The 16,394-nt window shown below is 39.9% G+C and carries 8 protein-coding genes; 6 read left to right on the plus strand and 2 right to left on the minus strand.

What is annotated here, in order from left to right; genetic code table 11:
* Positions 1-21 precede the first annotated feature (21 nt).
* The 6 genes from OLW01_RS14760 (at position 22) to OLW01_RS14785 (ending at position 12,812) form a co-directional block, all read left to right on the plus strand.
* On the plus strand, positions 22-2,073 hold the full coding sequence (locus OLW01_RS14760) for a glycoside hydrolase family 32 protein (protein WP_268076698.1): 2,052 nt from the start codon (positions 22-24) through the stop codon (positions 2,071-2,073).
* A gap of 204 nt (positions 2,074-2,277) precedes the next feature.
* Positions 2,278-3,288: a LacI family DNA-binding transcriptional regulator gene (locus OLW01_RS14765; protein ID WP_268076699.1), complete on the plus strand. Its 1,011-nt coding sequence runs from the start codon at positions 2,278-2,280 to the stop codon at positions 3,286-3,288.
* Positions 3,289-3,665: 377 nt separating this feature from the next.
* On the plus strand, positions 3,666-5,753 hold the full coding sequence (locus tag OLW01_RS14770; protein WP_326498607.1) for a glycoside hydrolase family 32 protein: 2,088 nt from the start codon (positions 3,666-3,668) through the stop codon (positions 5,751-5,753).
* Between the two features lie 155 nt (positions 5,754-5,908).
* Positions 5,909-8,872, plus strand: a complete 2,964-nt coding sequence (locus OLW01_RS14775; RefSeq protein ID WP_268076700.1) for a SusC/RagA family TonB-linked outer membrane protein — start codon at positions 5,909-5,911, stop codon at positions 8,870-8,872.
* Between the two features lie 61 nt (positions 8,873-8,933).
* The gene (locus tag OLW01_RS14780) at positions 8,934-10,697 is read left to right on the plus strand and encodes a RagB/SusD family nutrient uptake outer membrane protein (RefSeq protein WP_268076701.1); all 1,764 of its coding nucleotides are present in this window, start codon (positions 8,934-8,936) and stop codon (positions 10,695-10,697) included.
* A 156-nt stretch (positions 10,698-10,853) separates the two neighbouring features.
* The gene (locus tag OLW01_RS14785) at positions 10,854-12,812 is read left to right on the plus strand and encodes a hypothetical protein (protein ID WP_268076702.1); all 1,959 of its coding nucleotides are present in this window, start codon (positions 10,854-10,856) and stop codon (positions 12,810-12,812) included.
* Positions 12,813-13,166: 354 nt separating this feature from the next.
* Here the strand turns inward: OLW01_RS14785 and OLW01_RS14790 are convergent, their stop codons facing one another.
* Positions 13,167-15,524, minus strand: coding sequence for a P-loop NTPase fold protein (locus tag OLW01_RS14790; protein WP_268076703.1), 2,358 nt, complete (start codon positions 15,522-15,524; stop codon positions 13,167-13,169).
* A gap of 604 nt (positions 15,525-16,128) precedes the next feature.
* Positions 16,129-16,260, minus strand: a complete 132-nt coding sequence (locus tag OLW01_RS14795) for a hypothetical protein (RefSeq protein WP_268076704.1) — start codon at positions 16,258-16,260, stop codon at positions 16,129-16,131.
* Between the last annotated feature and the right edge of the window lie 134 nt (positions 16,261-16,394).

Below are 16,394 nucleotides of genomic sequence, written 5' to 3' on the forward strand. Positions count from 1 at the left end.
CAAGTTGAATAGCAGGTTAAAATGAAATTGAAACACTTAAGCCAGATAGTTATTTTATGTGGGCTGGTTGGATTGCCAGTATTTGCACAAAATTCAAATTCTGAAAATGAACATGAAAAATGGGTTGATTACCAGCAGCATCACAGGCCACAGTTGCATTTTTCGCCAAAGCAAGGTTGGATGAATGATCCAAATGGCATGGTTTATCACAATGGTGAATACCATTTGTTTTTCCAGCATTATCCGGATGGCACGCAATGGAACACCATGCATTGGGGCCATGCAGTTTCTAAAGATTTAACGCATTGGCAGGAACTGCCAATTGCGCTTCATCCCGATGAAAAAGGTTGGATTTATTCTGGCAGCGCCGTGCTAGATAAGGATAATACTTCAGGCTTAGGCACCACAAATAATCCGCCTCTGGTTGCAATTTTTACCTACCATGACAAAAAAGCTGAAGCTGTTCGGGGCGATAATGTTCAAACTCAAGCGTTGGCTTACAGTTTGGATAATGGCCGTAGTTGGCAAAAATATCACGGCAATCCTGTATTAGAAGGCGGTAACATAGCAGACTTTCGCGATCCCAAAGTATTCTGGCACGAGGAATCAGAGCAGTGGGTGATGGCGTTAGCTGTACAAAACCGAATTGGCTTTTATGGTTCAGAAAACTTAAAAAATTGGCAGCATTTAAGCGATTTTGGTGCTGAATTTGGCGCACATGGTGGTTATTGGGAATGTCCTGATCTGATTAAAATGCAGGTTGAAGGCAGTGACGAAGAAAAATATGTATTGCTAGTTAGCTTAAATCCGGGCGGGCCTAACGGCGGTTCGGGTACTCAGTATTTTGTTGGCGACTTTGACGGTAAAGTTTTTACATTGGACACCGAGTTTGAAAAAAGTGTGACAAAAATTCCGGCTCGTTTTCCGCAAGATACGATTTTTGAGAATTTTGAATCTGACTTGAGTCAGTGGCAAAAACAAGGCAATGCGTTTAATCAGTCGCCTGTTGTCGCTGATGAAAATCAGTTCATAGGTAAATTTGGTGCTAAGTTAGCCAACTCATTTAATACAGGTGACGACTCAACTGGGAAACTCATCAGTCAACCATTTACAATTGAGCAAGCCTTTATTAACTTTGTGATTGCTGGCGGCAAATATGCTGACGATGCAGCGATTAATTTGATCGTGGATGAAAAAACCGTTGCATCAGCAACCGGTAATAATTCAGGCGCTATGGTGATAAAAAGCTGGAATGTTAGCCAGTGGCAAGGTCAGACTGCACATTTAGAAATTGTTGATAATGCAACCGGCCCTTGGGGGCATATCTCGGTTGATCAAATTGTGTTTTCCGATACTCAGGCTAAACCAGCAACCGAGCCTGCCGTTTGGCTGGATTATGGAGCGGATAATTATGCCGGTGTTACCTGGTCGGGTATTGAAGACGACCGCCATTTATTTATTGGATGGATGAATAACTGGGCTTATGCTAATGAAGTGCCGACTGATCAGTGGCGCGGTGCTATGACTTTGCCAAGAGAACTCAAACTGGCTAAAACACCCTCCGGATACAGGGTTAAATCTTTACCCCTAAATGAACTAAAACAGGTTGCCAAACAGTCTGCTGAGGGGAAAAATTTAAAATTAAATAACGCGGTTTCACTCAATCAACTGGCTAATATGCAAGCTGAGTTATTTGAACTAGATTTGACCATAGAGATGCGCTCAGCCACTCAATTCAGACTAGAGATTGGCAATCAACTTAATGAAAAAGTGATACTGTTATTGGATACTGATAAACAGACAGTATCGCTTGACCGACGTTTTGCCGGCCAGCATAGGTTTGATGAAGATTTTGCTATGGTACAGTCAGCGCCGCTTGCTATTGAAAATCAGTACCAGATTAAACTGATACAGGATGTGGCATCTACCGAGATATTTATTAATCAGGGCGAAGTCACCCTGACTTCGTTGGTTTTTCCGAATAAACCTTTAAGCTTGATTAAACTAGAATCTGATAAAGAGAGTTTGATAACACAGTGGAAGTTGACTGAGTTGTCCTCTATTTGGCGCTAACGCATCATAATAAAGTCTAACCAAGCTAAATTTAGCTTGGTTAGACTAAACCGAAAAGCTTAAAAGTCATTCTTTATAGAATCGTTTTGTTTTTTTAACTTGTCAGCTCTGGATGAATTATAGATAATCCACAACCCGTTTAAATTAAAGCTAAATTTAGTTGAATGTTTTGTGAGTTGAGCACAAACATTTAAAAGGATATTCATGGTTACAATAAAGCAGGTTGCACAGAGAGCTGGCGTTTCGTTTAAAACGGTTTCGCGTGTAGTAAATAATGATCCCACAGTCAAACCCGAAAACCGTGATAAAATTCTAGCGGCTATTGAAGAGTTGGGTTATCAGCCAAATATTGCAGCACGAATGATCCGCAAGAAAAACTCAGATATTATTGGTTTTATTTCAGATGAAATCTCAACCACACCATCGTCTGTTGATATTATCCGAGGCGCTCAGGATATGGCCTGGGAAAAAGGTAAAACCTTAATGGTTTTTAACCTGAATCAAAAAGATGCTAACCCGGCTCAGCTCTTTGATGAGTGTACTCAACACAGAGCCGAAGGCGTAATTTATGGCGCTATGTATCACCAACCCGTTAGTTTACCTAAATCTTTTGAAAAACTGCCGACCGTAATGGTTAACTGTTTTGATCCTGGGCAAAAATACCCAGCGATTGTACCGGATGACGAGCAGGCCGCTTATTATGTAACCCGTCAGTTATTAGCAAAAGGTTACCGGCGGATAGCCTTTTTAAATCTAAATCCGGATATTATCGCGGCTCAGTTGCGATTAGCAGGTTTTGAGCAAGCATTAACCGAATACGGGATCACAGAAGATAATTATATTGTAAAAACCATAGAGCAGGTTAAAGGCGACAAAGTTATTGACGTTACGCGAGATATGACGCTGGATGTGCTTGATAACTTTAAACCGGATGCGATTTTATGCGGTAAAGATTTAGTCGCAGTGCGCGTTTATTTTGTATTGGAGTCACTTAAAATTAAAGTGGCTGAAGATATAGGCGTAGCAAGTTTTGATAACTGGGATGCTATTCCAGATATTTTAGTTCCGGGTCTGTCGACCATGAGCTTACCTTATTATGAAATGGGTCGCCGGGCGGTGCAAAAAGTAATAGAGACTAGCGAACACAAACGTAATACTCAGTCTGGGGAACCCGAGAAAATTACGTGTTTGTTGGCAAGCAGGGAATCATTTTAACGACTTAAGCTTTAACCAGTGTGAACTAGATAAAATGATCGCGTTTTTCGCAATAAAAATATGACAACCATTTAAGTCTTCCTTTGCCGTCTGTAACAAAAACAGGTAAGTGGCTTACTTAACACTATGTATTTCGATAAAGTGTTAAGTTTTCTTTAGCAGAGTTTTATTGTCTTTGCTTATTAATCAATTTTATTTTCAGAAGATCTCACTCGGCAATACTCATTTGTTTGCCAAGATCTTCAAACAAATGAATGTTACCAATAAAACTATTTGTTTTTTTTTTGTAAAAAATATTGAAAACAACGTTGTTTAAGTCTATAGTTTAGACAACGTTGTTAAGGTGAGTTATCTCACAATCAAAGGTACTTAAAATTATGAAAGGTTTGATTTCAATTCTGGCGGTGGGGTGTTTATCAGCTTGCAGTCAATTTAATTCGAATACGCAAGCACTAGGGACAAGTTTAGGAGGCGAGAAAGTGGATATGGCGCAACATCATTATCAAGAACATCACAGGCCGCAGTATCATTTTACGCCTCGGGCAAACTGGATGAATGACCCGAATGGTATGGTGTATTTGGATGGTGAATATCACCTATTTTATCAATATTATCCAGATGACAATGTATGGGGACCAATGCATTGGGGGCACGCGATTTCAACCGATATGGTGAATTGGGAGCATTATCCAGTTGCATTATTTCCGGATGAACATGGTTGGATTTTTTCGGGCAGTGCGGTATTTGATAAAAATAACACATCTGGCTTAGGGACTAAAAATAACCCGCCTTTAATCGCAATTTATACTTATCATAATGACAAAAAAGCTAGAGCAGGTTCTAAAAACTTTCAAACCCAAGGTATAGCTTATAGCTTGGATAAAGGACGAACTTGGACACCTTATGAAAATAACCCAGTTTTGATCGGCCCAGATATCCCTGATTTCCGTGATCCTAAGGTAAGTTGGTATGAGCCTGAGCAAAAATGGGTAATGGCATTAGCAATTGATGATCATATTGGTTTTTATTCTTCTAAAAATTTAATTGATTGGAAATTTGAAAGTAACTTTGGCATTGATGCAGGCACACATGCCGGTGTGTGGGAATGCCCTGATTTAATTAAAATGCAGGTAGAAGGCTCTAATGAAGAAAAGTATGTCTTATTAGTTAGTATTAATCCGGGTGGGCCTAATGGTGGTAGTGCGACTCAGTATTTTGTAGGTGACTTTAATGGAAGTGAATTTATTTTAGACGAAAAAATGGAACAACAAGTGTCTAAAATTCCGGCTGAATTTCCACAAGGGCATGTGTTTGCAGATTTTGAAAGTGATTTTTCTGGATGGACAGTAGAGGGCGATGCTTTTGCACTTGGCCCTGTTACAGGCAACATTCAAGGTCAGAGTGGAGTATCAAACTTTGTTGGTAAACGATTAGTTAACTCTTTTAATAAAGGCGATGCAACTACTGGTGAAATAACATCGCAATCGTTCACAATTGATCGCGACTTCATCAATTTTTATATTGGTGGTGGCCAGCATCCCGGCAAAACGGGTATCCAGTTAATGATTAATAACAAAGTTGTGCGTAGCGAAACCGGTCATAACTCTGAAAAACTGGATGTGGCAAGCTGGGACGTTTCCGAGTTCATTGGTCAAACCGCGCAATTAAAGATTGTAGATCACGTAACTAGCGGTTGGGGACATATCAATGTTGATCAAATTGTATTTTCTAACAAACCGGCATTACCTGTGCGTGAACCCGCGATTTGGTTAGATTATGGTACAGATAATTATGCTGGTGTAACTTGGTCGAACGTACCTGAGTCGGATGGTCGCCATTTATTTATCGGTTGGATGAGTAACTGGCTATACGCTAATGATGTGCCTACTGATGAATGGCGCAGCGCAATGACCATTCCAAGAACATTAACTTTGAATAAAACTGATATGGGTCTTCGAGTTTTTTCAAACCCAGTGAATGAGTTACAAAGCTTACGCGTTGAATCAAATCAGCGCCATCAGGATACAGTAACAGAACGTATTAATTTAAATCAGTTGGCTGGGATTCGTGCAGCACAGTTTGAATTGGATTTGACCGTCACCGCAAATCAGGCTAAATCGTTTACGATTGAAATTAGCAATGATATCAATGAAAAAGTGAGCCTTATATTCAACCGAGCAGATAATCAGCTGGTATTAGATAGAACTCACGCAGGCAAAAGCCGATTCCATGATACGTTCGCCACTGAGCAAGTAGCGCCTTTGAACGGCGATGCCGAGTCGTATCGAATCCAAGTATTTCAAGACGCGTCATCAACCGAGTTGTTTGTCAATCAAGGTGAAGTGGTGATGACAGCCCTGGTTTTTCCAAATCAAGATTTATCCAAGATAGATTTAATCGCTGAGAGCGATATCGAGCTCAGCCAATGGAGCTTACATAAATTAGCATCTATATGGCAGCAGTAACTGGCAAGTATATTTAGTCGGGTTAGGAACAGTCGACTATTTTGAATATATCAATGATTCAGATAAAAGGAATTTAATCTGAATCATCATTAAAAAACACACACTTAAAACAACGTTGTAATTTTAGGTGTGATAAAAGTTATGGGGACACACGAATGAAGCAATTCAAGTTAAATCCATTTAGTACATCAGCCAGATTGCCGATCGTCTGCAGCTCATTATTTTTGCTGCTACCGACTATGGTTCAGGCTGCTGAATCCGAAGCCGAAAATACAGACAAGCCAGAAGTTGAAGAAACCATCATTGTGACTGGTTATAGCACACAAAGAAAAGAAGACTTAACTGGTGCAGTAACTGTGGTTGAGCTGGAAGATCTTGAAGATCAACCAGCCGGTAATATTATGCGTAATTTGCAAGGTCGCATTCCAGGTTTATCGATTACCACTGATGGCAACCCAGGGCAGGGAGCGACTGTGCGTATTCGTGGACAGGGCTTAGGTGGATTGGGTAATAACGACCCTTTATATATTGTAGATGGCGTGCCAACTAAATTGAGTTTGCATCAGCTTAACTCGCGGGATTTTGAATCCATTCAGGTATTAAAAGATGCGGCTGCAGCCAGTATTTATGGTGCACGTGCTGCCAATGGCGTGATTGTTATCACCACTAAAAAAGGTAAAAAGGGCAGTGTTCAGTTTAATGTTTCATACAATGAAACAATTGAAGACTTTGACTATGATTTACGTCCGCTGAATACTCAGGAGCGGGCTCAGGTTGTGTGGCAAGCTGCGATTAATGACGGTACAAATCCTAATAATGCCAGCCCGCTTTATTCTTATGACTGGAACGGTGACTATGACAACCCGGTACTTAATAAAATTGTATTCCCAAACAAATTAGATGCAAATGGGACAACATCGCCGGCTATCCCAGGTACAAACTGGTTTGACGAAGTAACCCAGCAAGCTAAAACCCGTGATCTTAATTTCTCAGTTAGCGGTGGCTCAGACAGAGCAACTGGTTTTATGTCACTTGGTTTTTTTGAAGCCGAAGGGATTGTCAAAGAATCACATTTTGAGCGTATATCTTTTCGCGCTAATTCTTCATTTGAAGTCATTGAAGATAAATTAACAATTGGTGAAAACTTGACCATTTCGCGCCAATCGTCAAATCAAGTTAATGGCGAAGCGGGTAATATTTTGGGGTTAGCACTAGAGCAACAATCTATTGTGCCTGTATATACGGATGATGGTTCTAAATTTGCTGGCCCGGCAGCTGGTATTACGGACCGTGATAACCCATTTATGCTGATTGAACAAAATAAAGATAGCGAAGATATGTTTACGCGTCTTATGGGGAATATTTTTGTTGAATACAAACCCATTGAAACCATCAAACTCAGATCGAATGTCGCGCTGGACTATGGTAATTTTTATTACCGCCGTTTGGTTCGCACCGTTGATGCGGGTACTCAGCAACGTGAAGCTGAACTGTTTAATGCCAACGCTTGGACTCAAAATTTAACTTTCTCTAATACAGCCGAATACTCAGACACTTTTAACGATAAACATAATTTAGTCGTGTTGGTGGGTACTGAAACCATTGATTATGAAGCTGAAGATTTTAATGTCCTAAGTACAGGTATCGCTGTTGAAGACTATGATTTTGCATTTCAGGGAACAACCACAGGTGAAGTATTAAAAGGTGGTTTAGGAGATGAATGGTCTTTGAATTCTTATTTTGCCAAAGTCGATTACAACTTTGATGACAAATACTTAGTCTCGGGTACGATTCGTCGTGATGGCTCATCTCGTTTTGGTGCAAATAATCAATATGGTAATTTCCCAGCTGTTTCAGCCGGCTGGAATGTCAGCAATGAAGATTTCTTCGATGTCCCTTTAGTATCAACGTTAAAATTAAGGGCGAGCTGGGGTAAAACCGGTAATCAAGAAATTGACTCTCGCGCTAAACAAGATATTTTTGAACCTTTATATGCGACTCAATCATTGTTTACCAACGAGCAGGATAACGGGACAGCCTATGATATCGGTGGTAATGACACAGGGACTTTGCCTTCGGGTTTTAGAAAAAACCTGACCGGTAACCCGGATTTAAAATGGGAAACCTCAACTTCCGTTAACTTTGGTGTGGATTATAGCCTGTATTACGGCACGATTTATGGCACCTTTGACTGGTATAAAAAGAAAACCTCAGACATTTTGACAGTCACCACACCACTGGCAACCCTTGGTGAAGGCGCTGCTCAGTGGGTTAACGGTGGTGATATTGAAAACTCCGGGCTTGAATTCAGTGTTACTTATGACGACTACATCGAAATAGACGGCATTGGCGAATTTCAATTTGACATTACCGCCAATATTTCAAGCTCTAAAAATGAAGTGGTTGCCTTACCAGACAATGTGAAAAATTCATTTGGCGGTAATGGTGCAGACAAGACCATTTTAGGTCGTTCGGTGAATTCAATTTATGGTTTGGTGGCGGATGGTTTATTCCAGAGTCAAGAAGAAGTTGATGCACATGCCGAGCAAACGGGCGCTGCCCCGGGCCGCATTCGCTTTGCAGATACTAACGGCGACGGCTCGATTTCAGATGCGGATAAAGTGTTTTTCACTGAACGCGATCCGGACTTTGAATATGGTTTAAATATTAATATCGCATACGAAAACTGGGATTTCAATATGTTCTGGCAGGGTGTTGAAGGTGGTCAGAACGATAATTATTTCCGTCGTTTCACTGATTTTACTTCACTTAATGTGGGCTCTAACTATGGCAGCCGCACTTTGCATGCATGGACACCTGACAATACCGATTCAGACGTGCCTGCTTTAAGTCGACTTGATAATAATGGCGAAGGTCAACTTTCTAGCTTTTATTTTGAAGATGCATCTTATTTAAAACTAAGAAATGTGTCTTTGGGCTATAGCCCAAATTCAAAGGTATTAGGCGACTGGGGCATTGAGAGTTTGCGTTTTTATGTACAGGCCCAGAACCTGATTACAATTACGCCAGACGGTACGTTAAGTCAGGATCCGGAAGCGCCGAATAATGCTTTCCCAATTCCAAGACGTTTCACTCTGGGCTTCGATTTAGGTTTCTAACTTGAGTGACACAGCGAAAACGTATTGACTGAATTTAACCAGAATTATTGAGAGTAGAGAAATGAAAAAATTAACAAGCTTATTAACAGCATCAGCACTGGCAGTTGGCCTTTCAGGGTGTGGTGATTTAGATAAAAATCCCAAAGGGGCGCTAACCGAAGAACAGGTCACAGCACCTGAGCAAATCGACCAATTGGTTATCGCTTCTTATGCATTTTTAGGTAATGACCATTACACCATTCCGCATTCTTTCTGGGCGACCGGTAACTTACGTTCCGGTGATGCGCACAAAGGCGGCAATGGCCCAGGCGATATCTTTTATTATCACGCACTATCCATGTTTACCCCGCTGATCCCGGATATGGCGTCTTATCCGCCTGATTTTGCCGATATTAACGGCAATATGTGGGAACGTTTTTACGCTGCAATCTCACGAACCAACGCGGCATTGAATGCGGTTTCTGAAGCTGAGTTAAGTAACAAAGCACAGGTACAATCTGAGCTCAGATTTGTCCGCGGGATATTCTATTTTTGGCTAAAAATCCATTACAAGCATATTCCATATATTGATGAGACTGTCAGTGTGGATGAAATTATGCAAATCAGTAATGCTGATTTAACCGATCAAGAGTTGTGGGAAAAAATAGCAGGGGACTTTGAGTTTGCAGCGGCTAATTTACCTGAACAACAAGACGATGTGGGTCGAGCTAATAAATATTCTGCGCAGGCGTTTTTAGCCAAAGTGCGTTTATTTCAGGCTTATGAGCAAAACGATCAGAACGAAGTCGTCAATATTAATAAAGAGTTATTGAGTCAAGTTGTTGAGTTAGTTGATTCAATTGAAGCATCCGGTCAGTATGAGCTCAATGACGATTATGCGAAAAACTTTTTACATGAGTTTGAAAACAGTAAAGAATCTGTTTTTGCGATTCAGCGTTCAACAGATGACGGTACGCCGGATGGTAAAGGTAACTTTGCGTTTGCGTTAAATGGCCCGCAAATCAATATGGATGTGTATTATGGCTGTTGTGGGTTTCATATTCCAACTGATAATTTAGTTAACGCATTTAAAGTTGATTTAAACGGCTTGCCGCAATTTGATACTTTTAATGATGAGCTTTATCAAAAAAATAGCGATATAGTAGATCCGCGTTTAGACAGCACTGTTGGTATGCCTGAGAAACCGTTTAAATACGATCCTAACTTAGTCGTTGATTTAGATTGGGCAAGGGATGCCAATAACTATGGCACCTATGTTTCAATGAAAGAATTAGAGACTCCAGACTGTAACTGTTTAAGCAAAAACGGCCCGTTTACGATTTCGTCTTTAAATACAGACTTAATTCGCTACTCAGACGTTTTATTATGGAAAGCCGAAGCCTTGATTCAACTTGATCGCTGGGATGAAGCTTTGCCTATTATCAATAAAATCAGAAAACGAGCTCAAGACAGTATTGCTAAATTTCAAAATGCAAACGGCAGCAAAACAGATATTGGCGCTAGTGCTGAATACCGAGTCGGTTTATATGACGCTTTTGCTAATAAAGACGAAGCATTTGAAGCACTTCGCTGGGAACGCCGACTTGAATTTGCAATGGAAGGTTTCCGCTTTTTTGATTTAGTTCGCTGGGGTGTTGCAGCTGAAACTCTCAATGGGTATCTAGCCGTTGAAAAAACACGTAAACCTTATTTAGCCGGTGACCCGGAAAAAGAAAGTGATGATGCGTTTTTTGTTAAAGGCAAACACGAATTTATGCCGATTCCGCAAGAGCAGATTAATTTAAGTCAGCAAGGTGCGGTATATATTCAAAACGCAGGTTATTAAAACCTGACACATGTAAACAGCAAAACCAAAGCGAAGTTTTGGTTTTGCTTCCATCCGGTTGAATGAGTTTAGGTCGGCACACTTAAACTCTGTTTTTTCGACAAAAAAAATTTACTCGACATAAACAACGTTGTTTATGTGGGAAGGGGATTAGATATGAATAAAAATATGATTTATTTAGCTTGTTTATCGGCTTTATCTTTTACGATTTCTGGCTGTAAAACAGAACCGGAGTCGCCTAAAGGTGAATACAGTATTGCGATTTCATCTGATTTTTCGACAGAAATTGAGCCGCCACCAGAGCCGCCAAAAGCATCTTATCAGGAGACAAACCTTGATCAGACAGTGAGTAATGTTAATGTGGCGCCTGATGCGTTTACTCAAGTGATTGGCAGTTTCGACAATGCGACTGCAACTTTAGATGCCGGTTGGAAAGCTAGTGGTGCCTTTGATAACCCGGCAAGCGCTGCAAGCTGGGCGTTTTTACCGGACAACCAAATTGATAATGAATCAGAGCCAACTGCATTTGTTGGTTTACATGGCGTGTCTACCTGTGAAATTAATGAGAACGCAGAGGGCTGTGATGCCCCTACAGGCACATTATTGTCACCCTTTTTTAAAGTAGACTCAGCCAGACCTTACTTACGCCTACTATTATCAGGCGGTAATGCTGAAGCCTCAAATGATGTAGGTATTCGGGTTTTGAACGAAAGCGGTAACGAAATCACCCGGCTTAATCCGGGTAACTGTGGCGGTGCTTGGAACAAAGGAAACGATGACTGGCAAACGATAGATTTATCCGCGAATGCGGGTGAGTATGTTCAAGTTGAAATGTATGACAATGAATCCGAAGGCTGTGGTTTTCTTGCATTTGATCATTTGCATATGAGTGCATTTGCTTCATTGGTAACCGATTATTCAGAAACAGATGTTGATCAGTCTTTATTGAATGTTAGCGTATCGAACGACTCATTTAGCCAAGTTATCGGTAGTTTTGATGATGCACAGGCTATGTTAGAAAACGGCTGGAGTGCTACGGGCGCCTTTGCATCACCTGCCAGTGCAACCAGTTGGTCTTTTTTACCGGATAAATTTATGCAAGGAGAAGAGGTTATCGCCGGTGTTGTTGGGTTACACGCCGCTTCGACCTGTGAAATCAATGAAAATGAAGCTGGCTGTGATGCGCCAACAGGCGCACTAACATCGCCGCTATTTTTAGTGAACGAAGCACGTCCTGTGTTAAATATGTTGTTATCCGGCGGCAACGCGGAAGGCAGTAATGACGTTGGCATGAAAATATTAGCGGCAGACGGCAGTGAAATTGCCAGTTACAACCCTGGAACTTGTAGTGATGCATTTGTAAAAGGTGATCACAACTGGGTATCTCACGATTTAACCGATTTTATTGGCCAGAATGTTAGAGTTGAAATTTACGATAATGAAGACGCTGGTTGTGGTTTTATTGCCTTTGACCATTTACATATGAGCGCCTCAGCAGGGCCGGCAAATGATTATAAAGAGGTAAATCCTGATCAAAGCGTTGCTAATGTTACTGTGGCAGACGATAGTTTTGCCCAGGTTATTGCCAGTTTTGACAACCCAGCAGCAATGATAGCCAATGGCTGGCAGGCAACAGGTGATTTGATCCCGGCTGAAGGCACATCAGGCTGGACTTTTTTACCGGATAATCACTCAGGTGATAATGGAGAAAAAAATGCTCAGGTTATAGGTTTATCAGCCGGTTCAACTTGTGAAATAAACGACAACGCGAGTGGTTGCGATGCACCTACTGGTACACTCACGTCACCACAATTTGTGGTAAACGCAGAACGTCCTTATTTAAATGTTAATTTAGGCGGTGGCGATGCAGGCAAAGCAGTTGGCTTAAAAGTGTTAAATGCCAATGGTGAAGAGGTAGCTATTACCCAGCCGCAAACTTGCAACCAAGCTTGGTTAGGCGCAGGTGGGGTAGTGGACACCAACTGGCATACATTGGACTTGTCTGACTATATTGACCAAAGCGTACAAGTTGAGCTATTTGATAACGAATCGGGCGGATGTGGTTTCCTTTCATTTGACCACATTCATATGAGTGCAACTCAGCTCGCGCAGTAGTACACCTCAGCACGGGACCAAATTGTGTTCCGTGCTTTTAATAATAGTGGGCCTAGCCCGCTTTGTTTAAAACCTATCTTTTTACAATTCTGTTGTTTAATTAAACGATTTTAAAAGTGGGCGTGGCCCACTCAGAATTAGCTTTCAGCGAAAACCAATTCTTTATTCTATGTAAGTATGGCGCAGCACACCTAACATTTTTTAATTCCAGTCTGCATTCTTTGGCTGCTTTGAGCGAATTGCGGAAGTTCATTCAAACACGTTTTTGGACAGAAACAATTTAGAGTCGAAGGACGGCTTTGTGCTGCCAATAGCGGTCGTTGGCTCGGCTAAAGAACAGCAACGCTGATTCCATTAATTTAGCTCATTTGTTCTCATTATGCTTTCAACAAATGATATGGCTTTTTGTTTACTGGTTCTGAAACTGATATCGATATCTTCTCTAATATTATTTTGATTAATCATCATTAAGCGTTCATAATCATGGCGATAACGATCATCACCTAACTCAATGTCCTTAAGTGTATTTAAAAGTAAATACAAAGTATTTTTTTCAAGTAAGAAAGCAGTTTCTTCAGGTTTAAAAGTACAAAAGATAAGTAAATTGAGATGACCTTGTCTATCACTATTTATAAAACGTTTTACGATCAAATTTAGATACTTTTCAACTGGTGCTGGTTCAGCATTGTTATAACTAAAGTAAACACTGAAAATTTTAAAAAAGGTATCAAATTTAAAATTTGACCTTAGGCTAAAAAGATCCTCTACAGCAGCCTCCGAAAATAGATAACTTCTTAAACCACTATTGGGGTTATTAGATAAATTTTCTCTTATTTTCAAATTATCAAGTAGACAACGAGAACCTTCTTTTGAATCCAGACTAATTGCACGATGAACTAAAGATTTAGCTGTATTAACACCTTCGATTTGATTATGTAATATAGCCCAGCCGTATGAATTTAGTGAGCCAATCCAAAACTGTCGATTTCCTTCATCTTCAAACCCGTTGCATAAAGTTCCCAAAGCACTCTCATTGCCTTGTACAACTTGAGAGATAATCTCGTACACCATAACTTGCTTAGGTTCTTTACCATTAATAAAACCAGAAAATAGAATACTTTGAATTCGTTCGTTATTTAGAGAGAACAGATGATTATCAATGTTTTGTAAAGAAATAACTCTACCTAGTGTTTCATTTTGGTCATCTGGGATTCCAAATAACTCGATAAAATTAAAGTGCTCAAGTGTATCCTTTACAATCGTTTCCATTGGTAGGTTAGAATTAGGAAAATACCTATCGATGAATGCATTAAATCTTATTTCTTTTTCTTTCTTGAGTATGTCGCCATTTAACATCTGATATAAAACGTCATAAAGTTTTGGCTGATTATTTTTTAAAGCCTGAATTAATATAAAGTCAGAGAGTAACACTTCACCTTTGATATTTTCCCATGAGGATTCGATTTGGTGTTTTAAGGTCTGAAAGTCTCTATAAGAAGGCAGAAGCTTATTAACTAATTCTGCTGGGCACTCTTTTGGCTTATAATCTAACAGCACATCTTGATAATACTTTTTTAAATCTTGATCAATTAACTCACCTACCAAATTGATTACATCATCTGTGAAATTTGGTATTGGGAAATCTAACCTTCTAGGACAAATACGAAGTAATGTATCGGAAAATTGAGGGGTGTTTTCACCTGCAAAAATATAATCAATTCCTTTAAATTCTTCCAGCCTATCAAGGAGGTCAGCTAGCGCAACAAGGCTCGCTGAAGCCTCTTTATTTCGATCGAGATCTTGTATTGTTACTAATAGCCTCAAATTAGCAGCGTTAATTACATTACTTATACTTTTTAAAATCACATCTGGTGAAGTTGGCTTATGTATAAATGCAGCAATTACTTTAGATGACGTGTTACCAGCATTCATGGCTGAAATATAATGCGAAGGCAAAGACCTAAACTTGCACATATCTATTTCTTTACCTAGCGCAATTAACACTTCATCAAGAACATACTGAATAATAGACTCCGTCTCAACGCCCCATAACTCGACGTTACAATGAACTAACTTTGGGCGCTCTTTTTTAGATTTTATTGTTTCGATAGCCGAGTTTATAGCGGTTGTTTTACCCACACCAAACGGCCCACACACGGCAATACGTATGCTTTTTCCTAATTTGTTATTTAAAGCAGAGGCAATCTCATCAGAGATATCTTTTGTCGAGCTATGGAGTTGGGGGACATGTTCATCCGAGCTTTGACGTAGATTTTTGAGAAGGTTTTGAACAAACGCAAGAAAAGGCATGCATATTAACCCCAGTAGTAGAGGAAAATATGTGAGCATTAGTTCGTAACTTAACACTCTATAATTAGACATAAGATCATGAACTAGCCAAATTGAGATACTGCAAATTACAGATAGCATCAACGATGGGTAGCGCCAATTAAATTGCCAATACCTTGCCTGATCATAAACAGAAAAATTTTCTGCAATTTTATTTACTGTTAGACCACCTAAAAACAAAAATACAGCGTAACTATGAAAGTTCGCTAAGTTTGAACTAATTAATGTTTTTTGAAGAAGGTTAGACCAACCCAGCCAAAGTGTTTGGATACTCGTTACCGATGAAAAAATTGAAAATATAAAATAGGTTATGAAACCATATAAAAACAATGTCGCATAACGAGAAAAAGTTACTGTAATCATCCATATACTCAAAAATCACTTTTTTGTATGCTAACACGGTCACGTAAACTAGAACACATTACGCATACATAAGAAAACGATAATTATTCATTAGTAACAAACAATCGGCTTAAAAAACACGATAAAAACCAAATAGAGGTAAAACGCTTCACATCATAAAAATTATTGACTGTACGCTTCACACCCTGAGACATTCGCCTAAACCCGTTTTGGGGCATAAACGATTTAGCACCACAGTTCGCCATTGGCACATTTAAGCAAGTAATCTTTGGTATATCAGGCTAGATGTTGTATTACGTGGCGACAACCAAAATCGCCTCATTTTAGAACCTCTATTGATTTCAGCACTCGCAAAATAAGTTGCTGGGGGATTGCCATCACAACCTACCGCATGTGCAAAATTTTAGTCATATAAACGGCTGCTTGGCACCGGATAGCCGACGTTCAAATTTGATAAACTAATTTTTTCAACAGGCATAAAACAGAGTACCAGCTTTGATTGCGCGTTAAATTGTTAATGCCATATATGTTTTGCGGCTTTTACTAAAAAACCGCAGCACTGGGCTGCGGTTTTGGTTACCTATAAAACCTTTACTTGGCTAATCTATTCAACTGGAATCAATATATGGTCAATATTCAGGTGACCCCATCCGCCGGTTGCATTGTCGACAACTTTTAAATAAAGGTTCTGGCCTATGTAGTCATAGTCACTGCCATCTCTTATTTTCGCTGTCACATTAGTTATCTGTATGACGCGCAGCAATTTGCAAATAATAAGTCATTCTATAAGCTAACTAAAACCTGCTATTATGCGGGTGAAAGGCAATTTATATACATCCTGAATGCTCACCACGCCAGGGTTAAGGGACC

The sequence above is a fragment of the Catenovulum adriaticum genome, from assembly GCF_026725475.1.
In the GTDB taxonomy this organism is placed as follows: Bacteria; Pseudomonadota; Gammaproteobacteria; order Enterobacterales; family Alteromonadaceae; genus Catenovulum; species Catenovulum adriaticum.

Excerpts from the sequence above, each read along its gene's own strand:
- OLW01_RS14785 (WP_268076702.1), top strand. The coding sequence starts at position 10,854 with ATGAATAAAAATATGATTTATTTAGCTTGTTTATCGGCTTTATCTTTT.
- OLW01_RS14775 (WP_268076700.1), top strand. The coding sequence starts at position 5,909 with ATGAAGCAATTCAAGTTAAATCCATTTAGTACATCAGCCAGATTGCCG.
- OLW01_RS14765 (WP_268076699.1), top strand. The coding sequence starts at position 2,278 with ATGGTTACAATAAAGCAGGTTGCACAGAGAGCTGGCGTTTCGTTTAAA.
- OLW01_RS14780 (WP_268076701.1), top strand. The coding sequence starts at position 8,934 with ATGAAAAAATTAACAAGCTTATTAACAGCATCAGCACTGGCAGTTGGC.
- OLW01_RS14760 (WP_268076698.1), top strand. The coding sequence starts at position 22 with ATGAAATTGAAACACTTAAGCCAGATAGTTATTTTATGTGGGCTGGTT.
- OLW01_RS14770 (WP_326498607.1), top strand. The coding sequence starts at position 3,666 with ATGAAAGGTTTGATTTCAATTCTGGCGGTGGGGTGTTTATCAGCTTGC.
- OLW01_RS14790 (WP_268076703.1), bottom strand. The coding sequence starts at position 15,524 with ATGATTACAGTAACTTTTTCTCGTTATGCGACATTGTTTTTATATGGT.